This is a genomic window from Pantoea sp. C1E2, from assembly GCF_056491465.1.
Window position 1 is genome coordinate 193,942 of the sequence record NZ_JBSZHT010000004.1, and the last position, 23,280, is coordinate 217,221.

General features: G+C 53.7%; 20 protein-coding genes. 7 read left to right on the plus strand and 13 right to left on the minus strand.

All coding sequences use genetic code 11. The features are described from left to right. Positions 1-12: 12 nt before the first annotated feature. The 8 genes from purU to ACXI0A_RS22380 all read right to left on the minus strand — a co-directional run bounded on the left by purU (position 13) and on the right by ACXI0A_RS22380 (position 9,813). Complete coding sequence (gene purU, locus ACXI0A_RS22345; RefSeq protein WP_476147077.1) at positions 13-879, minus strand: formyltetrahydrofolate deformylase; 867 nt, start codon at positions 877-879, stop codon at positions 13-15. Between the two features lie 81 nt (positions 880-960). After that, positions 961-1,599: a sarcosine oxidase subunit gamma family protein gene (locus ACXI0A_RS22350; RefSeq protein WP_476147076.1), complete on the minus strand. Its 639-nt coding sequence runs from the start codon at positions 1,597-1,599 to the stop codon at positions 961-963. Beyond that, positions 1,592-4,630 (minus strand): sarcosine oxidase subunit alpha family protein, encoded by a 3,039-nt coding sequence (locus ACXI0A_RS22355; protein WP_476147075.1) that lies wholly within the window; start codon positions 4,628-4,630, stop codon positions 1,592-1,594. The genes ACXI0A_RS22350 and ACXI0A_RS22355 overlap by 8 nt, the downstream gene beginning before the upstream one ends. After that, on the minus strand, positions 4,627-4,995 hold the full coding sequence (locus tag ACXI0A_RS22360; RefSeq protein ID WP_476147074.1) for a sarcosine oxidase subunit delta family protein: 369 nt from the start codon (positions 4,993-4,995) through the stop codon (positions 4,627-4,629). The genes ACXI0A_RS22355 and ACXI0A_RS22360 overlap by 4 nt, the downstream gene beginning before the upstream one ends. A 23-nt stretch (positions 4,996-5,018) precedes the next feature. Then, entirely contained in the window at positions 5,019-6,269 is a 1,251-nt protein-coding gene (locus ACXI0A_RS22365) for a sarcosine oxidase subunit beta family protein (protein ID WP_224933151.1), read from the minus strand. Between the two features lie 41 nt (positions 6,270-6,310). Then, positions 6,311-7,612: a serine hydroxymethyltransferase gene (gene glyA, locus ACXI0A_RS22370; protein WP_476147073.1), complete on the minus strand. Its 1,302-nt coding sequence runs from the start codon at positions 7,610-7,612 to the stop codon at positions 6,311-6,313. Between the two features lie 296 nt (positions 7,613-7,908). Continuing rightward, on the minus strand, positions 7,909-8,961 hold the full coding sequence (locus ACXI0A_RS22375; protein ID WP_476147072.1) for a helix-turn-helix domain-containing protein: 1,053 nt from the start codon (positions 8,959-8,961) through the stop codon (positions 7,909-7,911). A gap of 18 nt (positions 8,962-8,979) precedes the next feature. Further along, entirely contained in the window at positions 8,980-9,813 is an 834-nt protein-coding gene (locus tag ACXI0A_RS22380; RefSeq protein WP_224933149.1) for a helix-turn-helix transcriptional regulator, read from the minus strand. A gap of 104 nt (positions 9,814-9,917) precedes the next feature. Here ACXI0A_RS22380 and ACXI0A_RS22385 point away from each other — a divergent pair, with 104 nt between their 5' ends. After that, entirely contained in the window at positions 9,918-10,658 is a 741-nt protein-coding gene (locus ACXI0A_RS22385) for an AzlC family ABC transporter permease (RefSeq protein WP_476147071.1), read from the plus strand. Position 10,659: 1 nt separating this feature from the next. Beyond that, complete coding sequence (locus ACXI0A_RS22390) at positions 10,660-10,983, plus strand: AzlD domain-containing protein (protein WP_476147070.1); 324 nt, start codon at positions 10,660-10,662, stop codon at positions 10,981-10,983. A 41-nt stretch (positions 10,984-11,024) separates the two neighbouring features. Here ACXI0A_RS22390 and ACXI0A_RS22395 read toward each other — a convergent pair whose 3' ends face one another. The 4 genes from ACXI0A_RS22395 to ACXI0A_RS22410 all read right to left on the minus strand — a co-directional run bounded on the left by ACXI0A_RS22395 (position 11,025) and on the right by ACXI0A_RS22410 (position 16,694). Beyond that, on the minus strand, positions 11,025-12,083 hold the full coding sequence (locus ACXI0A_RS22395) for an acyltransferase family protein (RefSeq protein WP_476147069.1): 1,059 nt from the start codon (positions 12,081-12,083) through the stop codon (positions 11,025-11,027). A gap of 334 nt (positions 12,084-12,417) precedes the next feature. After that, on the minus strand, positions 12,418-13,425 hold the full coding sequence (locus tag ACXI0A_RS22400; RefSeq protein WP_476147068.1) for an ABC transporter substrate-binding protein: 1,008 nt from the start codon (positions 13,423-13,425) through the stop codon (positions 12,418-12,420). An 11-nt stretch (positions 13,426-13,436) separates the two neighbouring features. Next, a complete protein-coding gene (locus ACXI0A_RS22405) occupies positions 13,437-15,551 on the minus strand; it encodes a TonB-dependent siderophore receptor (protein ID WP_476147067.1) in 2,115 nt (704 codons plus the stop codon). A 129-nt stretch (positions 15,552-15,680) separates the two neighbouring features. Further along, positions 15,681-16,694: a LacI family DNA-binding transcriptional regulator gene (locus ACXI0A_RS22410; protein WP_224933144.1), complete on the minus strand. Its 1,014-nt coding sequence runs from the start codon at positions 16,692-16,694 to the stop codon at positions 15,681-15,683. Between the two features lie 255 nt (positions 16,695-16,949). On the opposite strand from ACXI0A_RS22410, the gene ascF reads away from it, so the two are divergent. The 5 genes from ascF to yfiB all read left to right on the plus strand — a co-directional run bounded on the left by ascF (position 16,950) and on the right by yfiB (position 22,305). Then, the gene (ascF, locus tag ACXI0A_RS22415; RefSeq protein ID WP_476147066.1) at positions 16,950-18,389 is read left to right on the plus strand and encodes a PTS cellobiose/arbutin/salicin transporter subunit IIBC; all 1,440 of its coding nucleotides are present in this window, start codon (positions 16,950-16,952) and stop codon (positions 18,387-18,389) included. Between the two features lie 16 nt (positions 18,390-18,405). Next, on the plus strand, positions 18,406-19,839 hold the full coding sequence (locus tag ACXI0A_RS22420; protein WP_476147065.1) for a 6-phospho-beta-glucosidase: 1,434 nt from the start codon (positions 18,406-18,408) through the stop codon (positions 19,837-19,839). A gap of 195 nt (positions 19,840-20,034) precedes the next feature. Next, positions 20,035-20,619, plus strand: coding sequence for a regulatory sequestration protein YfiR (gene yfiR, locus ACXI0A_RS22425; RefSeq protein ID WP_476147064.1), 585 nt, complete (start codon positions 20,035-20,037; stop codon positions 20,617-20,619). Position 20,620: 1 nt separating this feature from the next. Next, positions 20,621-21,835 carry a diguanylate cyclase DgcN/YfiN gene (dgcN, locus tag ACXI0A_RS22430; RefSeq protein ID WP_224933140.1) on the plus strand — a complete coding sequence of 405 codons (1,215 nt, stop codon included), beginning with the start codon at positions 20,621-20,623 and terminating at the stop codon, positions 21,833-21,835. After that, positions 21,832-22,305, plus strand: coding sequence for an outer membrane lipoprotein YfiB (gene yfiB, locus ACXI0A_RS22435; RefSeq protein ID WP_476147063.1), 474 nt, complete (start codon positions 21,832-21,834; stop codon positions 22,303-22,305). Before dgcN ends, yfiB begins: the two co-directional genes overlap by 4 nt. On the opposite strand, the gene uvsE is transcribed toward yfiB, so the two are convergent. Beyond that, positions 22,292-23,266 carry a UV DNA damage repair endonuclease UvsE gene (gene uvsE / locus ACXI0A_RS22440; protein WP_476147062.1) on the minus strand — a complete coding sequence of 325 codons (975 nt, stop codon included), beginning with the start codon at positions 23,264-23,266 and terminating at the stop codon, positions 22,292-22,294. The genes yfiB and uvsE overlap by 14 nt on opposite strands. Positions 23,267-23,280 lie beyond the last annotated feature (14 nt).

Below are 23,280 nucleotides of genomic sequence, written 5' to 3' on the forward strand. Positions count from 1 at the left end.
CTCCACCGCACCTTACCGTGAGAACACCACGGTGCGATTTTCATACAGGAACACTCTGCGCTCGGCATAACACGAGACCGCATGAGCCAGCGTTAAGCGCTCGATATCGCGCCCTTTGTCCACCAGATCGTCGGCGTAATCTGCATGACTGACGACCTCGACTTTTTGGCTGATGATCGGCCCTTCATCGAGATCTTCATTGATGAAGTGCGCAGTAGCCCCCACCAGCTTCACGCCCTTGTCATAGGCCTGATGATAAGGTTTGGCCCCTTTGAATCCGGGTAACAAGGAGTGATGGATATTGATTGCACGACCCGACAGCTTCTGACACATCTCCCCCGACATCACCTGCATGTAACGCGCCAGCACCACCAGTTCCGCCCCCGTCTCCTGCACCACCTGCCAGATTTGTTGCTCCTGTTCCGCACGATTCGCCGCCGAGACAGGGAAATAGTGGTAAGGCAAACCATGCCAGGCCACGATGGGCTCCAGCAGCGGATGGTTGGAGATCACCGCTTTGATATCGATGGCCAGCTTACCGGCGCGATGGCGATATAACAGATCGTTGAGACAGTGATCGGTTTTCGACACCATGATCACCACCGGCACTTTATAGCCAGGTTCGGTGAGTTCGAACGACATGTCAAAGTCAGCCGCGCGCGTGCTGAATTCATCACGAAATGCCGCTGTATCAAAGCTTTCTGTCTGCGGTTCGAACACGGTACGAATGAAAAATCGCTGCGCACATTTGTCATCAAAACTGTGCTGCTCATTGATGTAACAACGCTGTTCTTTAAGAAAGCGCGTTACCACGTCCACGCTGCCGAGTTTACTCGGGCATTGCGCGGTCAAAATCCAGTTGGCATTGCTACGACTCATAAAAGACCCTCACATCATTGGCAACTGAGCCGAATGGCGGTGACCCTCAGGCCACCGCGTCAAATTGGCGACGATGTCCTATCAGGACAGCACGGTAATGCCATATTCCGCGCCGGCATCCAGCAGCCAGCGATAGCTGTAATCCGCAAAACTGCGGCGCACCACCAGCTCCCAGCGATCTTCCGTTGGGCGACGCAGGATCACCGTAACAGTGGCAAAACAGGTCATCACACCTTTGCCTGCCGGGAAGTTTTGCGGGTGAACGTCATACACCACCGATTTTTTCAGCAGATTGCCTGCCTGATCACCACGCAGCTCCAGCAAGGTTTGGCCGCCGCCAATGTTCACAATTGCGTAATGTGCATCGCCCAGCGCAGCACGTAACTGCTGCTCAATCGCATACTCTTCACCCTGCGGCACAATCAGCAGCCACTCATCCGGTGACATCCATTGAGCGCTATATTCTCCAGCTTGCGTCAGGGATAAGGGCTGAGCGGGCAAAGAGAGATGCAACACGGCGCGCAGCGCCTTATCCAGCTCGATTGCCGATCCGCGCAGCGTCAGATGACCGAGGTCCGCGCGCTCGCGCAGTGTGATATCAGAGGCGCCCGCTACCGTGGGAACACCCGTTTTGATATAGCTCCACACCAACGGAGATTCGCCCACCAGCGGCGTCGCGGGATGTGTATTAAAGAGGTTGGCAGTGAGGGTCTCAGACATTCTGGCGCTCTCCTTTAGGATCGATAAAGACGGAGCTAACAATTTTGGCTTCTGTGAATTGACCATCTGAACTGGCAAGCCAGACGGTTTCACCCATGCGGTGATGTCCGCGTGTCACCACGGCCATGGCAAAGCCGCTGTCCAGCGTCGGACTGTAGTAACTGGAGGTGACGTGGCCATACATCGGCACGGGGATCGCGTGCTGCGGATCGAACACCACCTGCGCCCCCTCTTCCAGTACCACTTTGGGATCTTTCGGTAACAGCCCCACCAGCTGTTTACGATCCTCGCGCATTACATCGGATCGCGTGTGCGATCGTTTGCCGATCCACGAGAACGGTTTGTCGTTGCCCACACACCACTCCATGCCGAGATCGTGCGGTGTCATCGAACCGTCGGTGTCCTGACCGCCAATGATGAACCCCTTTTCCGCACGCAACACGTGCATGGTTTCCGTCCCATAAGGGGTGAGGTTGTATTTCTTGCCGTGCGCGAACAGTACCTGCCAGACATGCAATGCATAGTTGGCTTGCACGTTGATTTCATACGCCAGTTCGCCGGTGAACGAGATGCGGAACACGCGGGCCGGAACATCCGCCACCTTGCCTTCACGCCAGTCCATAAATTTAAAGCTGTCACGCGCCAAATCGATATTACTGAATTCCGCCAGCAGTTCGCGGGCTTTCGGTCCGGTAACAGTGATGGTGGCCCAGTGATCGGTGACCGAATTGAAGTAAACCTGCAGTTCCGGCCATTCGGTTTGATGCCAGAGTTCCAGCCACTCCAGTACGGTAGCGGCATTGCCGGTGCTGGTGGTCATCAGGAAGTGATTCTGGCCGAGGCAGCTGGTGGTACCGTCATCAAACACCATGCCATCATCGCGGCACATCAGGCCATAGCGCACACGGCCCACCGGCAGTTTGGCCCACTTGTTGGTGTAGACGCGTTCGAGGAATTCACGCGCATCCGGCCCCTGAATGTCGATTTTGCCGAGGGTTGAGGCATCGAGTACGCCGACGCTTTCTCGCACTGCGCGACATTCACGCACTACCGCCTGATGCATTGTTTCCAGTTGGCCATTGACGCGCTGCGGGAAGTACCATGGGCGCTTCCACTGCCCGACATCCTCGAACATCGCGCCATTTTCCACGTGCCATTGATGCAGCGCGGTATAGCGTTCCGGCTGGAACAGCTCGTTGCAGTGGCGTCCGGTGACCGCGCCAAAGGCTACAGGCGTGTAGTTAGGGCGGAACATGGTGGTGCCGACTTCAGGAATGCTGCGATTCAATACGCGCGCCGCAATCGCCAGTCCATTGATATTGCCCAGTTTGCCCTGATCGGTGCCGAACCCCATGACAGTGTAACGTTTGATATGTTCAATCGATTCAAAGCCTTCACGTGTAGCCAGTTCAATTGAGGCGGCCGTTACGTCGTTCTGCAAATCGACAAATTGTTTCGGTGCACGCATGGTGGTTTTGAGGTGTGGCACCTGATACAGCGCCAGCGCCGGACCATCGCGACGCGCCCGTGTTTGCGGTAGCGCCATCGGCTGAGGTGTGCCTCCGGTCTCTTCAGCGGCACGTTTGCCCGCCTCGAAACCGCTGCTGAGCACGTCAGGCAAGCTATAGATGCCCTGCGCGCCTCCCACTACCATCATCCCTTTCACCTGCGGCGCCACAAAACCGAGAATATCGTCGCGCCACTGAGGACGCCCGCCGGTATGGGATGCGAGATGGATGACCGGACTGTAGCCGCCAGAGCTTGCTACGGTGTCGCACACCAGACGCGTGGCGCTACCGACCACCACAAAGCTTTCACTATTGATGCGGGCAATATCGACACTGCGCACGCGCGTTGCGCCCTGCGCCTCAATCACCGCGCTGCCGGTCATGATGGTTATGCCTTTGAGGCGCGCCTGTTTGACTAACTCGCCGTCCGGACTCGGGCGCGCATCGGCAATTGCCACCACTTCACGCCCGCTCTCCAGCCAGTCCAGGGCTGCGCGGTAGCCGTCATCATTGCTGGTGGAGACCACCAGTTTGTTGCCCGGCACGACGCCGTAGCGATGGATATAAGTGGAAACCGCACCCGCCAGATAGTTACCGGGAATATCGTTGCCGCTGTACACCAATGGACGCTCATGCGCGCCGGTGGCCAGTACTACCCGTCCGGCACGCACCCGGTGCATACGTTGACGCGCCTGTTTGTGCCCCTTGATGGCTGGCGCGGTGATCGACAAGTGATCGGTGCGACGCTCAAGTAGCGTGACAAAGTTATGGTCGTGATAGCCGTTGGCGGTGGTTTTTGCCAGCAGCTGCACATTGTCCAGCGCCTGCAAGGTTTGCAGGACATCGCGTGCCCACAGCGCAGCGCCTTTCTCATCAATGATTTCGCGGCTGTCGAGCAGGCTGCCGCCCATCTCTTCCTGCTCATCCACCAAAATCACACGGACGCCACTGCGTCCTGCGGCCAGCGCCGCAGCGAGTCCGGCTGGGCCAGCGCCAATCACCAGCACATCGCAGTGCTGATTGAAGTGATCATAAATATCGGGATCGGCGACGGTTGGGCTACGACCCAGACCGGCACCTTTACGAATGTATTTTTCGTAGGTTTTCCACATTGATGCCGGCTGTTTGAAGGTTTTGTAGTAAAAACCTGGCGGCATAAAGCGCCCACCGATCTTTCCTACCACGCCCATCAAATCGCGGTCGACGTTGGGCCAGCCGTTGGTGCTGGCGGCTTCCAGACCCTGATAGAGTGCTTGCTGAGTGGCACGCACGTTGGGAATCTGTTCCTGCTCTGCGCCACCGAGCTGTACGACGGCGTTCGGCTCTTCCGCACCAGCCGCAACAATGCCGCGTGGTCGGGAGTATTTGAAGCTGCGATTGACCACATCAATGCCATTGGCAATCAGGGCTGATGCCAGGGTGTCGCCGACAAAACCTTCCAGCGTTTTACCATTGAAGGTGAAGTTGATTTTGCGGCTGCGATCGATACGACCGCCCTGTTTGAGGCGATTAACCTGGCTCATGATGCGCCTCCGGCCTGCACTTTCACATTCTCATTGGCCGCTTCTCGTGCTTCCTGGCGCACCGGTAAGGTCACCACTTCCGCCTGCACACTTTTGCCTGGCAGCTCACCAATTTTGTAGGTTTCCAGAATCTCGTAGGTCACCGTATTGCGCGTGATATTGAAGAATTTACGGCAGCCCACCGCGTGCACCCAGAGTTCATGATGCACGCCGCGTGGATTATCACGGAAGAACAAATAATCGCCCCACTCTTCGTCACTGCAGGCTTCCGGATCTTTCGGGCGCGCCAGATGTGCCGGGCCTTTAGCATGAAACTCTTCTTCTTCGCGATGCTCCTGGCACCACGGACAATAAATATGAAACATGTTGTCTTTCTCCCGAACAATAATCAGTGCGCAACGGCCGCAGCGCCGTGCTCATCCACCAGAGCGCCGGTGTGGAAACGGTCAATAGAGAACGGCGCCGCCAGAGGATGCATCTCACGTTTAGCCAGACTGGCGGCAAACACGTGTGCCGATCCCGGTGTCGCTTTGAAGCCGCCGGTGCCCCAGCCGCAGTTGAAATATAGGCCGTTCACCTTGGTTTTCGAGATGATCGGGCTGGCATCTGGCGTGGTATCCACAATGCCGCCCCACTGGCGGTTCATGCGTACGCGCGAGAAGGCCGGGAACATCTCAACAATTGCCTGCAGGGTGTGTTCGATAATCGGATAGCTGCCGCGCTGGCCGTAACCAGTGTAACCATCAATGCCCGCACCAATCACCAGATCGCCTTTATCGGACTGGCTGATGTAGCCGTGTACGTGGTTAGACATCACAACTGTATTCACTACTGGCTTGAGTGGCTCGGAGACCAGCGCCTGCAACGGATGTGACTCCAGCGGCAGTTTGATACCGGCCATATTAGCCAGCACGCCCGAGTTACCCGCCACCACGCAGCCCACCGTCTTCGCTTCGATATCACCGCGATTGGTGTGCACGCCGTAAATCTGGCCATCGCGGATCATCAGGCCGGTCACTTCGGTTTGTTGCAGGATATCCACACCATGCGCGTCTGCGCCGCGAGCAAAGCCCCATGCCACCGCATCATGGCGCGCCACACCGCCGCGCGGTTGCCATGAAGCGCCCATGATTGGAAAACGTGCGCGGGCAGAGCAATCCAGCAGCGGTTCAAGATCCAACACGCCGCGTGCATCCAGCACTTCACCGTCAATGCCATTCAGGCGGTTGGCGTTGACGCGGCGCTGGATATCACGCATGTCCTGCAGGGTGTGCCCCAGATTCAGTACGCCACGCTGCGAAAACATCACGTTGTAGTTCAGCTCCTGCGTCAGCCCTTCCCACAGTTTCACAGAGTGTTCAAACAGTGCGGCGGCTTCATCCCACAAATAGTTTGAGCGCACGATGGTGGTGTTACGCGCGGTGTTACCGCCGCCCAGCCAGCCTTTTTCGATCACAGCGACGTTACGGATACCAAACTCTTTCGCCAGGTAATAAGCCGTACCCAGGCCATGTCCACCCCCGCCGATGATGATGACGTCGTAGGACTTCTTCGGCGTGGGATTGCGCCACATGCGCTGCCAGTTTTCGTGATAACTCAGTCCGTGGCTAATCAGCCCGAAACCAGAAAAACGTTGCATACTCGTCTCCTAAAACTCCCGGCCTGAGCCGGGAAAAATGGTCAGGCAATGGCTTTTTTGGCGATAGCCTGTGGTGAATGCTCGCCATACACCGGATGTCTGGCACACAGCTCTGAAACGTTGAAACGCACCCAGGCTTCGATGTTGTCGCTATTTTGTTTCAGCGCCAGCACATCGAGGATGTCGCAAATCCAGCCCGCCAGGGTTTCGCACTCTTTTTCGCCAAAGCCGCGCGTGGTCACCGCAGGCGTGCCGATGCGTAAACCCGAGGTGACAAACGGGCTTTGCGGATCGTTGGGCACGGAGTTCTTGTTCACGGTGATATGCGCGCGACCCAGCGCGGCATCGGCTTCTTTACCCGTAATTTCCTGACCGATGAGCGAGATCAGGAACAGATGGTTATCGGTGCCGCCAGACACCACGTCGTAACCGCGTTTGATGAACACTTTCGCCATGGTTTTGGCGTTATCGATCACCTTGGCCTGGTAGTGAATGAAGTCCTGCTCCATCGCCTCACGGAAGGCCATCGCTTTGGCGGCAATCACATGCATCAGCGGGCCACCTTGCTGGCCGGGGAACACGGCGGAGTTAAGCTTCTTGTACAGTGCTTCATCACCGTTCGCCGAAAGAATCAGGCCACCGCGCGGGCCGCGCAGGGTCTTGTGGGTGGTGGTGGTCACCACATGTGCATGCGGTAACGGGTTGGGATAACAGCGCGCGGCCACCAGACCCGCCACGTGCGCCATATCCACCATCAGCCAGGCACCGACGCTATCGGCGATTTCGCGGAAGCGTTTCCAGTCGACAATGCGTGAATAGGCGGAGAAACCGGCCACAATCAGTTTCGGCTGATGCTCCTTTGCCAGGCGTTCCACTTCCTGATAATCAATCTCACCGGTTTCGGCATTCAAACCGTATTGCACGGCGTTGTAGTGCTTACCGGAGACATTCGGCGCGGCGCCATGGGTTAAGTGACCGCCGTGCGCCAGGCTCATGCCCAGAATGGTGTCTCCGGGTTTGATCAACGCCATAAACACCGCGGCGTTCGCCTGAGCACCTGAATGAGGCTGCACGTTGGCGTAATCTGCACCAAACAGCAGGCAGGCACGCTCAATGGCTAAACGTTCGATGGTGTCGACATGTTCGCAGCCACCGTAATAGCGTTTTCCCGGATAGCCTTCAGCATATTTGTTAGTCAGCTGGCTGCCCTGCAGGGACATCACCTGGGAGCTGGCATAATTTTCTGAGGCGATTAATTCGATATGTGTTTCCTGTCGGACCAGCTCACCCACTACGGCGGCAAACAGCTGTGGATCGGCACTGTTCAAATCGTTTGCATTCATTGCTACACCCTCATCATCAGGATTGGTGGCCAAATTCAGTACGTTTTCACACTACTGAATATCGCCGGGTGCAAGCTTGAACGTTTGCGACATTTAATATGACAAAATCGCGACAACTCTTATTTATCAATGAGTTAATTTTTGAAGGTGATTTGTATTGTTTGAGGTGCATCACGATTAAATAAGAAAATGTGATGTCTGAGCAGGGATGATTGAGCAGTGCGGGATTAAATATTGTTTAAAATCAATGGGTAATAATTGGATGTTCCAACAAGAATAAAGCGAAGGCGTTAAAATCAACGCCCTTCAATCGCGCTATCAATATGAATAAAGAATGGATCGACATGCTGCTGATCGCGCAATGCCGCCTGCTTGCGTGCCAGGCTGGGAGGATAACCAAAGGCATCGCGGAAATGACGGGAAAAATGCGCGGTATCGGAGAAGCCACAGCGCTCGCCAATTTCTGTCACTGTCTTCGCGCTGTACAGCAGTAGCCATAAACCGTAGCGCAATCGTAAATCCCGCGCGAAACGTTGCGGACTGACACCCAGCTCATCTTTGAATTTACGCTCAATATTGCGTCGTGAGGTATTGAGGCGCTGAGCGAGTTGCTCAACCGAAATCACCTCGCCCATATGTTGGGAGATCACATCAACGGCACTTCGCACCATGCGATCTTTTATTTTTTCGAAGATCACCGGCTGCGGCTGCGGATGATGCGTGGTGCGCGCTTCATCAATCAGCATGATATGCAGACTTTTTATCGCCCATGCGCGGCCCAGATGGCGTTCAATCAGGTGCGCGGCAACATCTGCCGCCGCCACCCCACCCGCACAGGTGATCAGTTTGCCTTCATCGACAAAGATGCGATCCGCAACCGGCGTGATATCGGGAAAACGCCGCTGTAAATCACCATGGTGATACCAGCTCACGCAACACTGTTTTCCCTTCATGACGCCAGCCTGAATCAATGCAAAGACACCGGTGCATAAGCCGACCAATGGCGTGCCAAACTGCGCGGCGAGGCGAATGTAATCCAGCGCGCGATGGTCGGTTTTGTCCTTCTCATCCTGCACCCCGCCAATCACCACGATGTAGTCAAAATGTTCCGGATTCTTCAGGGCTTCACAGGGTGAAATCACTGCACCACAGCTTGAGGTGGCTTCACTGCCTGAGCTGGACATAAATGTCCAGCTACAGCGCAACTGACGGCTGCGATCGCCTTCGTCGGCGGCGAGGCGCAGGCAGTCAACAAATGCGGCGAACGGCAGCAGCGTAAAGCGGTTCAGCAGGACGAAACCGACCGAAAACGGCGTCGCCTGTTCATTGGGTTTGTTACGGGAATTCATGGCAAGATCCTCTTTCCATCACTGCGATGCCGCCGCAAATGCACCCGGCGTAATGCCAAAATGGGCGCGAAATTTCTTGATGAAGTGGCTTTGATCGAAGAAGCCCACTTCACTGGCGGTGTGCGCGGCATCGAAGCCACTCGACAGCAGTCGTTTTGCCCGCATCAGGCGAATTTGCGTGAGGTATTGATGTACCGATAAGCCGGTAAGCTTCTGGAAGGTGCGCATAAAATGGTATTCGCTTAACCCGGCGACGGCGGCGATTTCATTGACCGACAGTGGCTGGTGATAATCGCTATGCAGAAAATCGATCGCTTGCCGAATATCGGCGCGTAAAGCGTGCCGCTCGCCCCCTTTTATCGTGCGTTCGCCGTGTTGACGGATTAGCGTGCTCAGCACCTGAAACAGCGCACACTCTTTTTCCACTGCGTCAGGACTTTGCTGCATCACGGCGGAAGCCTGAAGCATCTGCTGCGCCAGCTGCGGATCATAACGCATCCCTTCCGCACCAAAATTGAGTTCGCCTTTGCCGCCGATCTGTGACTCCGCAATCTCATTGACCAGTGCGGCAGAAGGGTAAAACGCGCAGTAGTCCCAGCCTTCATCACGTTGGACCGCTTCACCGGTGTGCACTTCTCCCGGCAAAATCACCATCACCGTACCTGCGGCGGCAATGCCCTGTTGACGGCAAATGCGGGTACGTTGTGCCCCTCGGGCAAACGCCGCGATCACGAATTCGTCATGGAAGTGTGGCGGATAACTGTGCTCGTAGCAGCGTGCGCGCAGGATTTCCATACCGCCGTGCATAGCGCCGTCACGCCACAATTTGATGTCATCACGTTTTTCCTGCATCACAATTCCTTCGCTGATGTACTCCGGGAGCAGGATTTTACTATAGCCTTGAGCATCGTGGCTTAAAAATGGTGCATCTGTTGAGAAGGTTTTGGAAAATTGTCATGTCGTTGAATAGTCACACCCTGCCGAAACACAGCGATCCACTGAGTTTTCGCGCGGGTTTTATCGCCTGTTTACCTACCGTGCCCGGTTATCTGAGCATCGGTTTTGCTGCCGGAGCCATTGGTACGCTGGCCGGTTTCTCCGTGCTGCAAACGGCGCTGCTGGCGACGTTGCTTTACACCGGTTCAGCGCAGTTCTTATTTTATTCGCTGTGGGCAGCAGGCGCGGAAATGACTTCGGTGGTGCTGAGCGTGATGCTGGTGAACCTGCGCTATTTGCTGATGAGTTCAGCGATTAGCGTGTTCTTCCGCGGCCAAAGCGGCTGGCAGAAAGTCGTCAGCGGCCTGCTGCTCACCGATGAAACCTTCGGCGTCGCGGTCCAGCACGGCAGCCAGCATGGCAAAATTGCTTTCGCCTGGATGTTTGGTCTCAACCTGCCCGCATGGCTGAACTGGATTATTGCCTGTGTGATTGGCGCTTATGCCGCCTCTGCCGTCCCTGAATCGCTAATGGCCGGATTGAGTTTTAGTCTGGTATCGATGTTTATCGGGCTGATTTTAATGACGTGGTTTGCCAGCCGCCGCAAATGGCTGGAGACGCTGGCGATTGTAGTGGCGGTGCTGGTGACCTTTTTCTCTGCGGGACATCTCGATCTCAGCGTGGTGGTGATCATCGCCGCCTCGATGGCCGCAAGTCTGGCCACGCTGCTGTTACGCATGAAATACAAGGAGGGGAAATAACATGGAACGTAATGTCCTGATGACCATTGTGGTTGCCGCACTGATCACAGCGGTGATGCGCGTTGGCCCGATTTTGCTGCTTTCCCGCTTCCGACTCGCCCCGCTGGCGCAACAGTGGCTGAGCTTTATCCCGGCGGGCATTATGGCGGCCATTGTCACAGCCGAGTTGATCGAAAAACCGGCGTTAACCGCTTCAGGCTTGAGTTTATCGTTACTGGCGGCGCTGATTGCGGCGATCACCGGCATCGTCACGCGCGGCCTGTTCGCCACCGTCCTTGCAAGCATGGTGGCGTATACTGCGCTGCGTTACGGGTTTGGTTTGTAGCCATAAGCAATGGGTGCGGGGTTCACACCGCACCCATTTTATTACCCCACCTCTGGTGCCGGTGTCCGCTTGCCCTTCAACATATTTCTCAACGCCGGTTCGAGGTATTTAGTGATGAACCAGGCCAGATAATACAGCCCGGTGGCGACCACTATTGGCATGAGCAACATGGTCATCTCACTTTTGATATGCACGTTAAGTTTAATCAGCATGGCAATCATGAGGTTTTCGTGAATCAGATAAAACGCATAGCTGGCAAAACCTATCGCGGTGAAGAATCGAAGTGATAACAGACGCTCCAGCTGTTTTGAATAAAAACTGGCAATAAAGAACAACATCACTATTAGCAGCGGGATCACCGTCATCACCCCGGCATTCTTGACGTAATAGCTGAAATTAATCAGCATCGCAAAAGCCACAATCGCATAATGTAGTGCTTTATCACGGCCATGCATTCTTTCATACACCAGGCAACCCACCATAAACCAGGCGTAGTGAATAAATCCAAACTTCGAAATAACATCAATAAAAATGGGATGACCTAAAGATTTTAATACTGAGGAGGCGGATAGCAGTAACATGGGCACCAGCAAGCCCGGCAGGCAATACTTCCGTCCCAGGGTAAAATAGATGGCACCAATAATCAGATAGAATACCGCTTCAACGTACAGCGACCAAAAAGAACCCGCCATCGATTTAAATTCAATACCAGTTATTTGCGTCAGCGTTTCAGGGTTGGTGAAGATCAGTCCAGGCAGCAGATTCCTGACATAGGGTGTCATAGCCGACCACTCCGGGAAAAAACCACCCAAAGCAAAGAGTAGTAAGCTGGCAATCAACATCGCCGGAAACAGTCGCAGCCAGCGTTTTTTCAGGAAGCTGATATAGCTCTCTGACTTATCCAGCGTCATAAATATGACAAAGCCGGAGATCATGAAAAATAACTCTACGCCAAGCCAACCGAAAGAAAAAACTGGAATATGTTGTGTGAGGTTTGCATAGGACAAGAGTTCTGGCCAACGTGCATAGGCGTGGTAAGCAATCACCATTAAGATGGCTAAACCGCGCATTCCGTCAAGATGCTTGATGCGTGCGTGCATAATTCCCTCAGGAAAGATGTCCGGATGTGTAAATTCAACTTAGCACTGACAGTTCTTTACTCACAATAAGACTTAGTCTGATTAAAATATTTCTTAATACGCATTTTGTTAATGTATAAATTATCAAGTGTTACTTTTCACTGGACTTACCAATCCAGTATGGAGCACATAAAGCCCCCTATATAAACCAGTGCGCATGACACCTCAATTTTTTTAAAAACTCTTAAATTGGCTAATGAAAAAACCCGCCATAAGTTGAGCGTTAACGGGTTTATTCATGGCATTTCAACAGTGGCGTTAATCAATTGAAAATGACATTATAAAAAAATGCGATTTACTCCGGCGGCAGCGCCTGTAAAATTCGCTGCGCCTCACCCGCCGTCAGTGAATAGTCATAAAACTGTCGGTAAAACGCCTGCGTAGCGCTCACCAAATCAAGCTGAGGGAACAACGCCGGATGCAACTGCTTTGCGGCCCATTGAATCTGTAACGCGACCTCGGTGCCGTAACGATCCCACGGGAACACCCCTGCCGGGTTCTGCCACACACGATGTTGCTGAACGGCTTTTACGCTGCCAAACAACGTCTTAAACTCGGAATCTGCCAGCGATCCGGCGCCCGCACCGATAATAATCACATCAGGATTCCAGCGAATCACTTCTTCAGGCGAGATGGGCTTCATATTGCCGACAATGCCTGCAGCGACATTTCGACCACCGGCAAGATTAATCCAGGTATCAATCAGTGTATCGCGCCCATCGACTTTCAGTGGATGCAGCGACTGGATGTGCAACACCCGTGGTCGCTGTGCCTCACTTAGAGCCGCCGTTTTCCCGCTGATATCAGCAATGTGCTGCTCGAGGTAGCGGTTATAAGCTTCTGCTCGCCTCGCCGCCTCTGGCGTACCCACCACTTGCGCCGTCGTGATCAGTGAACGCTTCATGGAAGCAAAATCATCGAAGTTCATTGCCAGAACCGGGATACCCGCCAGTCGATACGATTCTGCATCAGGATCATTCGCTGGCACGAAGATGGCGTCAACGTTGCGCACTACCAGTGCTTCACTGGCGAAGGTTTTACCCTTCGCCTGCAACGCCTGATTCAGGGATGGCTGAACTTTAAACATCCACGGACGATCGGCAGGATGATTCACCGTCGCCACGATGCGATCCCCCGCGCCCAACGTCATCAACAACGAGTGATGCGCAAACCAGGCGTCAGCAATATGCATCGCCGGTTTGCTGATTTCGACATGATTGCCAGTGTCATCGATCACCGTTTGGGCTGAAGCCAGTGTACTCATCATCAACATCGGTAATAGCCGACGCCACATTTTGCTCATCGTTTGCATCCTTAGAAGTTAAGTTGCATGGAGACCTGCACCATACGCGGCGCACCGAGGGAAGCGCTGGCATAGCCTGCACCGCTGTATCCGTTTAAACCGCCTGGCACGATATTGGTCCAGTAATGGCGGTTGGTCAGGTTCGTGACATCAAGACGGAACGTGGTGGCGGTATCAAACATGCGGGTCTTATAGGCGGCTCCGGCATCCAGCGTGGTATAGCTGCTCACCCAACCGTCATTCTGATTGTCGGTAGTGCGACGACCAACATAGTGGATGCCACCATGAATATCGGTACCGCTAATCATCGGTAAATCGTAAGCGGCAAACAGGCTGGCGGTGTAGCGCGGCAGCCCAACAATCTGCTTGTCATCGGTTTGCGTACTGGCGGTGTCCAGCAGGCGCGGATCTAACCACGTCATGCCGCCAAACAGATGCAGACGATCGGTGAGGTCACCATCCGCCATCAGTTCCAGCCCACGGTTACGCTGTTCGCCATCAATGGCGTAATCACCGCTGGCGTTGGTATACGCAAACGGGCGTTTAATCTGGAACAGCGCGGCGGTCAGCAGCAGTTTATTCACTGCCAGCTTGCTGCCCACTTCCACCTGACGGCTGCGATACGGCGCCAGAATCGCACCGGCATTATTGGCCGTGGCCGGTGCGGTGTCCCCTTGTTGCAGGCTGTCAGCATAGGTGACATACAACGTCAGGGGATCAACCGGCTTATACATCAGGCTGGCGGAACCGCTGAATCCGCGGTTAGCAGAGTTGCTGCTGCGACTGCCTGTTTTGCTGTAGTTGGAGGAGCTGAGCAGGCTCTCACTGCCCGCCAGTAACAGGCTCCATTGCGGGGAAAACTGCAGATTATCGCTGAGCAAGAATGCATGCTGGCTGGCAGTGGCGGAATGGTAGCGATCGGTAAAATCCGGGTAATCCGGCTCGGCGAACGCCTGGGGATCATCCAGCGAAGCGCTGCCCAGGATCGAGGAAGCACCGTTGCGAGGATTGTAATTCTTCCAGACAAAACCGCGCAGCCCGGTTGAGACTTGATGATGAATCCAGCCGGTATCCACTTCTCCATTCAAATTCGCCATGTAGCTATTAATCGTAAAGCGGCTGGCGGTGGCAGAAGAGGTGGTTGTGGTGTAATTGCCGCGGCTGTCGGTAAAGGTGTTGGTCACCGCCGTGGATTCACGGTCGGCAATCTGGCGTAGAACACCGATTTCACCCTGCCAGTTTCCGTCGAAATCATGTTTGAGATGCAGGCCAGCGGTCAGCGTGTGGTTGTCATCACCCGCATAAGATTGCCCCAGATGCGCCGTTTTCGGATCGGGCGCAGAGGGGAATGATAACCCCTTGCCAAGCGCAAATTTCCCCGGCAGCCCTTTGTCGTAGAAATGGTAATAGCTGAAGTTGGTTTCCAGCACCGTTTGGTCGGTCAGATTGGCATCAAGTGCCAGGCTAAACAGCTGGCGGCGAACTTTACTGCCTTTCACATAGCCATCGCCCTCATCATCGAGGAAATTAAGGCGATAACGCAGACGGTCATTGCTATCCAGCGGTCCGCTGAAATCACCGGCAAGCTGATGAGTTAATCCGGTCCCCGCGCCCAGGGTAATAGAATGCTGCGGTGTGTCACTGGCGCGTTTGCTAACGAAATTGAACAGACCTGCCGGATTGGCCGGGCCATATAAGGATCCGGCAAGACCATTCAGCACCTCAATATGATCAAACTGTTCGGCGGCGTAGTCGGTGGTCGACACCACATTCAGCCCATCGATCATGCTGTTCTGCACCACACTCCCTTGCATACCCCGCGTTTGCGGGCGCGCACCATCGCCCTGCACTGATGGCATATAGCGGTACAAATCGCTGACGCTTTTGAACTGCTGGCGCTTCATCAACTCAGGTGACACCGTTTGCACCGACCAGGGCGTGTTGCGCACTTCCTGTTTACCGAGATTACCCAGTGTTGCTTTTTTATCCGTTTCCGCAGGGGTTTGATTCGGCGAGGCAGTCACCGCAATGGTCGGTTGCTCAGATGTGGCATACAGCGGAACGGCGGACAATAACAAGGCGCTGGTGATACCTGTTTTCACCAGGGTAATACGTTTGATAAACATGACAATTCCAGGATGACTAACGAAAGGATGCGCGCGTTAAGCTAGCGCTATATTTTCGATTATATATCGATAAAATTCGTCAACCTATTGTTTATCAGCGTTATATTACTGATCCGTCATCGTTTTTGATCAGGCGAAGGGGCCTGAACCAATCGATTCTCGCATTATCACTTCACCCGAGAAGCGCTGGCGATTGCGCATTTCGCCTCCGTCGAGCATCGAGATCAGCCGCTCTAACGTTTCCTGAATCATCTCGGTCACCGGCATTTTCACGCTGGAGAGCGAGGGAACGGTAAAGGGCGCCAGCGGAATATCATCAAACCCCAGAACGGAGACCTGAGCGGGAACCGCAATGCTGTGTGCTGCCAGCGCTTTTAATGCCCCCACCGCCATATCGTCATTACTGGCCACCAGCGCACTGAAATGACTGCCCTGATTTATCAATGTTTCCACCGCCGCCACGCCGTTTTGCGCCTGCCACTTCCCTTCCATAACTAACGCTTGCTGCAGTGGAATCTGGTGTTTTTCCAGCGCCGATTGATAACCCGCCAGGCGCTCACGGCCGGTGGGTGAATCGAGCGAACCGGTGATAAAGGCAATGTCGCGATGGCCCAGTTTGATTAACGCTTCAACGGCGTCGGCGCTGGTGCGTTGCTGATCGGCGTAAATACAGTAGCTGTCGTGTTGCCGTAAACGACGGTTGATCACCAGAATCGGATGCGAGTGCTGATCAATGATCGCATCCATTTCTTCGATGGTGAGAAAGCGCGGATAGATGATGACGCCGTCACAGCGCAAATCGAGCAGAAATTGGATCGCGGCGCGTTCTTCTTCCGCGCTGTGTTTGCCATCCACCAACAGCAGTTGTCGTCCCTGCTGTTCCATCAGTCGGGCCGAATGCTGCATGAGTTCGGTAAAGTAGCTGCCGGAATAGAGGGTGTTGGTGATCACCAGGCCAATGGTCTGGCTCGACTTGGTTGCCAGATTGCGCGCCAGTAAATTGGGACGAAAGCCGGTTTCCGCGATGGCCTTAAATACCAATTCACGCTTCTCTTCGCTGACATAACCGTTGCCGGACAGCACACGGGAAACCGTGGCTTTAGATACGCCTGCGACCTTCGCCACCTCAACTATGGTTGCCATATTTCACTCTGATTTACGCCTGTATCGCTGAAGTGTACCTAAGTCGCGAATTATGCGGAGATTTTTTTCACGGTGCTGTTTGCCGGCCCTTCACTTCACTATCGATCAACATCACATTTTTAAATATCAAAATTTAAATCTCTTGATTGGCCTTAACTTCATATTCATGATTTTGTGAAACCGGTTTCTCATGACTCGCAATAGATATGCGAGCAAACGTACCCCTACTCAATAAAAATCAGAGACCTACAATCCATGGCTAAAAATTATGCTGACGTTTCACGCGCCATTGTGGCTTCGCTCGGCGGATTAACCAATATCGAAGCCGTTACCCACTGCATGACGCGCCTGCGCTTCGTACTCCGGGACGCTGCCCTGATCGATAACGCCACGCTGAAAGCGATTCCGGGCGTGATGGGCGTGGTGCATACCGATACCCAATGCCAGGTGATCATTGGCAATAACGTCAACCTCGCGTATCAGGAGGTGCTTAAACTCGGTACCCCCAATGGCGACAACAGCGCCCCGGTGAAACGTAAAATCACCCTGCGCAGTATTGGTGCGGGGATTCTTGATGCGCTGGTAGGCACCATGTCGCCCTTGATCCCGGCGATCATCGGTGGATCGATGGTGAAACTACTGGCAATGGTGCTGGAGATGAGCGGCGTGCTGGCGAAAGGTTCGTCTACGCTAGTGATCCTGAATGTGATCGGTGACGGTGCCTTTTTCTTCCTGCCGGTGATGGTGGCTGCCTCGGCGGCACTGAAATTCAAAACCAATATGTCATTGGCGATTGCGATTGCCGGCGTACTGGTGCATCCCAACTTTATTGATTTGATGGCCAAAGCGGCACAAGGCCAGGCTGTGGAGTTTGCCTACATCCCGGTGACGGCGGTGAAATACACTTACACCGTGATCCCGGCACTGGTGATGACGTGGATCCTGTCGCACATCGAATTTTGGGTTGATCGCTTTACGCCTGCGGTCACCAAAAACTTCCTCAAACCGATGCTGATTGTGCTGATTGCCGCACCGATTGCCATTGTGCTGATTGGTCCGCTCGGCATCTGGATTGGTAGCGGCATTTCAGCGCTGGTTTACACCATTCATGGCTATCTGGGTTGGTTATCCGTGGCGATCATGGGCGCGTTGTGGCCACTTCTGGTGATGACCGGCATGCATCGCGTGTTCACCCCGACCATCATTCAGACCATCGCAGAAACCGGCAAAGAAGGCATGGTGATGCCGTCTGAAATCGGCGCCAATCTGTCCCTCGGTGGCTCATCGCTGGCCGTGGCCTTTAAAACCAAAAATCCGGAACTGCGTCAGACCGCGTTTGCCGCAGCCGCCTCAGCGATTGTGGCCGGAATTTCGGAACCCGCTTTGTATGGCGTTGCAGTGCGCCTTAAACGACCGCTGATAGCCAGCCTGATTAGCGGATTTATCTGTGGCGCAGTGGCCGGCATCGGCGGACTCGCCAGCCACTCCATGGCCTCACCCGGCTTGTTCACCAGTGTGCAGTTCTTTGATCCCGCCAATCCGATGAGCATTGTGTGGGTCGGTGGCGTGATGGTGTTGTCGGTGGTGCTTTCATTTGTTCTGACGCTGATTCTTGGCTTTGAAGATATTCCGGTGAGTGAAACAGCACAGCCTAAACCGGTTGTGGATGCCGCTAAAGCCGTCAATGTGAATTGATTAACTGAGGTTTTTTATGTCTGAAGTGACATTTCCAGAGGGATTTTTATGGGGCGGCGCATTAGCCGCCAATCAGTCAGAGGGGAGCTATCTGGCGGGCGGTAAAGGCTTAACCACGGTGGATATGATCCCGCATGGCGAACATCGTATGCCGGTCAAACTCGGGCTGGAACCGCGCTTTGCCCTGCGTGACGATGAGTACTATCCGAGCCACGATGCCATCGATTTTTATCGTCGTTATAAAGATGACATCGCCTTGATGGCGGAAATGGGCTTCACCGTGTTTCGTACATCCATTGCCTGGAGCCGCATTTATCCAAAAGGCGATGAACTCACACCGAACCCTGAAGGTATTGCCTTTTATCGCAGCCTGTTCGAAGAGTGCCAGAAATATGGCATCACGCCACTGGTGACGTTATGCCATTTTGACGTGCCGATGCATTTGGTCACCGAGTACGGCTCCTGGCGCAATCGCAAGATGATTGAACTCTTCGCCCGCTATGCCCGCACCTGCTTTGAAGCTTTCAACGGGCTGGTGAAATATTGGCTGACGTTTAACGAGATCAACATTCTGCTGCACAGCCCGTTCTCAGGTGCCGGTCTGGTCTTCGGACCAGAAGATAATCCAGAGCAGGTTAAATATCAGGCGGCTCATCATGAACTGGTCGCCAGTGCGCTGGTGACGAAAATTGCACACGAGATTGACCCCGAAAACCAGGTCGGCTGCATGCTGGCGGGCGGCAATTTTTATCCGTGGTCATGTAACCCTGAAGATGTCTGGGCCGCGCTGGAGAAAGATCGCGAGAACCTGTTCTTTATTGATGTGCAGGCGCGCGGTGCTTATCCCTCTTACGCTGCTCGCGTGTTCCGCGAGAAAGGCATTGAGATCCAGTGGCAGGACGGTGATGCAGAACTCCTGCGTCACACGGTGGATTTCGTTTCCTTCAGCTATTACGCGTCGCGCTGTGCCTCGGCCGATATGAACGAGAAAAACAGCAGCGCTGCGAACGTGGTGAAATCGCTGACCAACCCGCACATTCCCAGTAGCGCCTGGGGCTGGGGCATCGATCCCTTAGGCCTGCGCATCACCATGAACATGATGTATGACCGCTACCAAAAGCCGCTATTTTTGGTGGAAAACGGCCTGGGCGCGCGTGATGAAATCGATGCCAACGGCGAGATCCAGGACGATTACCGTATTAGCTACCTGAAGCAGCACATTCAGGCGATGGGCGAAGCGATAGCCGATGGCATCCCGGTGATCGGTTACACCACATGGGGATGCATTGATCTGGTCGCCGCTTCAACCGGCGAGATGAGTAAGCGCTACGGCTTTGTTTACGTCGATCGTGATGATCAGGGCAATGGCTCACTGGCGCGTACCCGCAAAAAATCTTTCTGGTGGTATAAAAAAGTGATTGCCAGCAATGGCCGCGATTTAAGTGAATAATCTTTGCGATTCACTGCCGGGCGATGTCAGTTCGCCCGGCATGTTTATTCGAATACCAAGCCGAACACTCTATTAATGATTGGATCTGATTATCCTGCTGGAGTTAAAAGTCAGCCTTTTAGGTTATTGAACATCTGTACTCTTTTATAAATGCCGATGGTACTATTTCCGCGTTGAACCCAGCGGAATGGCGGCATGTTACGTTTTGAACCTCGTCTTCACCCTTGTGAAGTTTTATTTCTGCTTTTGGCTCAGCTTAAAGCAGCACTGACCTGCATCATTGCACTGGCATTATTAATCCTGCCGCTTTCTCTTTCCGCATCGGCGGCGCAAAACCCCGCATCGAAAGATGACAAAGCCAATCGTATTGTTAGCGGCATCATTAGTTTCACCCGCTGGCCGGCGTTGCACGACGCCCCACAGTTGTGTGTATTTAATTCAGCGCGCCACGTCAATTTTCCTGCCAGCACCACCGCTACAGCGCTGCCCTTTAGTGTGGTCTATCTCGAGAGTGAAACTGAGTTAGCCAGCAATCGTTGTGATGCCCTCTATTTTGGTGATCAGTCACCCCAGCAGCAGACCGAACTGCTCAGTCTGGAGAAAGGCCACGCCGTTCTCTCTTTGGCCGAAAATAATACCGATTGCGCCATCGGAGCCGCTTTCTGTCTTATTTTTAATGCCGATCATCCGATGTTTGCCGTAAACCTCGATTCACTGGCTCGCAGTGGCGTTCGCGTGAGCCCGGATGTGTTATTGCTGTCGCGCAAAGGAAGCCAATAAGATGAAATTTGAAAAAATAAAAAATGAAAAATCATCTATCCGCATCAGGTTGCGCAAAATCAGCATCATCAATTCCGCTGTTATTTTGTTGCTGTGCTGGCTGCTGCTGACGTCCACCTCGTTACTTTTCATCAAACGTTATGAGAAGCGCAATCTGGAGCTGATTGCTGCGACGCTGAGCAACAGCCTGACCGCCGCCACCGTATTTGAAGACAGCTATGACGCCCACAAAAAAATTGCCATGTTGGGCAATGAAGGCATGTTTGCCTCGGCGAAACTGGTGACTGACGATCAAACGGTGCTGGTTAACTGGCAAGATCAACAGCAGCAGGATGGCTGGTATGAGAACTTTTTACGCGAATGGATTTACGCGCGCCCGCTGAGTGTGAACATCAATCACGCGGAAAATGTCGTTGGCAGTTTGACGCTGGCGGGTACGGTGAAAGGCGCGACGGATTTTATCCGCTACTCCGTGATGATTTTATCCAGCGGTATGCTGTGCGTGTTAATCGTCGCATTTATGCTGAGCGCATTCTTGCATCGGGGGATTTTGCAGACGCTGCGCAATATCACCAGCTCGATTCATTACGTCATCAGCTCGGGTGATTTTTCGTTACGTATTCCCGAAAGCCCGACCAAAGAGTTTCAGCTGTTTTCGGACGATCTCAACTCGTTGTTAGCCGAGATGCAGTCGCTACAAGCTTCGCTACTGCGCGATAACCGTTCATTAGCGGCGAAGGCTTTAGAAGACCCGCTAACCGGGCTGGCCAACCGCGCCGCCTTTGTTACGCAGTTAACCCGATTGCTTGATGGCCAATTCGCTCAGGAACGCTTTGTGTTGCTGTTCCTGGATGGCGATCGGTTCAAGAGCATCAATGATAACTGGGGCCATGCGGCGGGAGATGAAGTGCTGAAAGCCATCGGTTCCCGCCTTGTTGCGCTGGCCTACAAACAGGATATGGTCGCGCGCCTCGGCGGTGATGAGTTTGCGATGTTGATTACCAGCCGCGCCAGTGAAAAACAGTTGCTGCAACTCACTGAAGAAATCAGAGAAGCGATTGCGCAGAAGATCATGATTGCCGAAGGCACACCGATTACCACTTCCGTCACCATTGGTTACGCCTGGTCACAGCATGGCGATACGGTGCAATCGATTCTGGAACGTGCGGATATGCATATGTACAAAAACAAAGGGATAAGTAAGGTACGAGTATGAAAATTAAACTCTTTCTACTGCTGTGTATTCTGGTTTGCGCGGGATGTCAGTCAAAAGGTCGTTTCACCGCCGCACAGATTGCGGCGATGCAAAGCGCGGGCTTTACCGAAAACATGGAAGGATGGGGATTGGGTTTATCCGACAAAATCCTGTTTGGGGTGAATGAGTCCGAACTCACCGCGGCCAGTAAATCCAACATCGCTAATATGGCGAAAAACCTCTCAGCCACTGGTATTCAGCATGTCCGCGTTGACGGTCATACAGATAATTACGGCAAGGCAGATTATAACCAGCAGCTGTCACTGAAACGTGCTGATGCCGTGGCAACACAATGGGCGTCAGGCGCGGGTGTTCCACGCGCCAACATTATCACCCGCGGTATGGGCATGACCGCCCCTATCGCCAGTAATAACAGTGCACAGGGCCGCGCCCAGAATCGCCGCGTCGCAATTGTGATTACCTCGCCTTAATCGCACCCTGGTCGAGCGCATAACGGTATAAGCGCTCGACCGCCAGATTCTTCATTTTCACTTCGCACATAATATCGAAGTCTTTGAATGACAGCGCCCAGTCATTTAAATCCTGATTAAAGTAGTAGTCAGAATGTGCACGCAGTTTGGTTTTCGGTACCGTTAAATCGTGCTGATCCGGGAAGCCGTGTTCTGGGATTAAACCTTCCTGAGCAATCGAATAATGTAATACCGGTCGCACACCGCGCCATGATTCGATAATTAACGCAATACGCGTATCATCCGCTTGGATAAATTGATTCTCTTTCACCCAGTGATGGTGAATATCCAATACCACCGGACAGAGATCGCGCGCCTGCAGTACGTCATCCAGCGAACAAGAGATTTCATCATTTTCAACCGTCAGCATATTTCGCGCCTCAGGAGAGAGACGCTGAAACGCCGCGCGGAAGCCATCAATGCCCTTCTTGCCATTCATATGGATGTTGATTTTGAAATCCTGAAACTGGCGACCATAGCCCATTAATACCGCGCACAGCGTATGGTACTCCACGTCCTCAATTGCCCTATCCACCACGCCTTCATTATCCGAAGCGAGTACCGAGTATTGTCCGGGATGGAATGAGAGGCGGATGTTGTTTGCGCGCGCGATTTCGCCACACCTGGCAAGCAGCGGTTGTAAGTCGGGCATTAATTCGGTGTAGATGGCGGTGGCATCAGGCACGGTATACAGCGGCAACAGATCGCTGCCAATACGCATCATGCGCATCTCATCCGGCAGTTTCGCCAGTTGTTGCAGCGTGAGGATTTGGTTTTCGAGGTTGTTGGTTGCCAGTTGCGCCAGCAAACGCGTTTGTTCCTCGCGTTCAAGACTCAGAAAACGCGTACGCGTGGTGATTTTAAACGGAAACGGCTGCTTAGCCTGTGCATCGAAGTACTTACACGCAAAACCCAATTTCATTTCAGTCTCCCTTA

Excerpts from the sequence above, each read along its gene's own strand:
- purU (WP_476147077.1), bottom strand. The coding sequence starts at position 879 with ATGAGTCGTAGCAATGCCAACTGGATTTTGACCGCGCAATGCCCGAGT.
- ACXI0A_RS22350 (WP_476147076.1), bottom strand. The coding sequence starts at position 1,599 with ATGTCTGAGACCCTCACTGCCAACCTCTTTAATACACATCCCGCGACG.
- ACXI0A_RS22355 (WP_476147075.1), bottom strand. The coding sequence starts at position 4,630 with ATGAGCCAGGTTAATCGCCTCAAACAGGGCGGTCGTATCGATCGCAGC.
- ACXI0A_RS22360 (WP_476147074.1), bottom strand. The coding sequence starts at position 4,995 with ATGTTTCATATTTATTGTCCGTGGTGCCAGGAGCATCGCGAAGAAGAA.
- ACXI0A_RS22365 (WP_224933151.1), bottom strand. The coding sequence starts at position 6,269 with ATGCAACGTTTTTCTGGTTTCGGGCTGATTAGCCACGGACTGAGTTAT.
- glyA (WP_476147073.1), bottom strand. The coding sequence starts at position 7,612 with ATGAATGCAAACGATTTGAACAGTGCCGATCCACAGCTGTTTGCCGCC.
- ACXI0A_RS22375 (WP_476147072.1), bottom strand. The coding sequence starts at position 8,961 with ATGAATTCCCGTAACAAACCCAATGAACAGGCGACGCCGTTTTCGGTC.
- ACXI0A_RS22380 (WP_224933149.1), bottom strand. The coding sequence starts at position 9,813 with ATGCAGGAAAAACGTGATGACATCAAATTGTGGCGTGACGGCGCTATG.
- ACXI0A_RS22385 (WP_476147071.1), top strand. The coding sequence starts at position 9,918 with ATGTCGTTGAATAGTCACACCCTGCCGAAACACAGCGATCCACTGAGT.
- ACXI0A_RS22390 (WP_476147070.1), top strand. The coding sequence starts at position 10,660 with ATGGAACGTAATGTCCTGATGACCATTGTGGTTGCCGCACTGATCACA.
- ACXI0A_RS22395 (WP_476147069.1), bottom strand. The coding sequence starts at position 12,083 with ATGCACGCACGCATCAAGCATCTTGACGGAATGCGCGGTTTAGCCATC.
- ACXI0A_RS22400 (WP_476147068.1), bottom strand. The coding sequence starts at position 13,425 with ATGAGCAAAATGTGGCGTCGGCTATTACCGATGTTGATGATGAGTACA.
- ACXI0A_RS22405 (WP_476147067.1), bottom strand. The coding sequence starts at position 15,551 with ATGTTTATCAAACGTATTACCCTGGTGAAAACAGGTATCACCAGCGCC.
- ACXI0A_RS22410 (WP_224933144.1), bottom strand. The coding sequence starts at position 16,694 with ATGGCAACCATAGTTGAGGTGGCGAAGGTCGCAGGCGTATCTAAAGCC.
- ascF (WP_476147066.1), top strand. The coding sequence starts at position 16,950 with ATGGCTAAAAATTATGCTGACGTTTCACGCGCCATTGTGGCTTCGCTC.
- ACXI0A_RS22420 (WP_476147065.1), top strand. The coding sequence starts at position 18,406 with ATGTCTGAAGTGACATTTCCAGAGGGATTTTTATGGGGCGGCGCATTA.
- yfiR (WP_476147064.1), top strand. The coding sequence starts at position 20,035 with ATGTTACGTTTTGAACCTCGTCTTCACCCTTGTGAAGTTTTATTTCTG.
- dgcN (WP_224933140.1), top strand. The coding sequence starts at position 20,621 with ATGAAATTTGAAAAAATAAAAAATGAAAAATCATCTATCCGCATCAGG.
- yfiB (WP_476147063.1), top strand. The coding sequence starts at position 21,832 with ATGAAAATTAAACTCTTTCTACTGCTGTGTATTCTGGTTTGCGCGGGA.
- uvsE (WP_476147062.1), bottom strand. The coding sequence starts at position 23,266 with ATGAAATTGGGTTTTGCGTGTAAGTACTTCGATGCACAGGCTAAGCAG.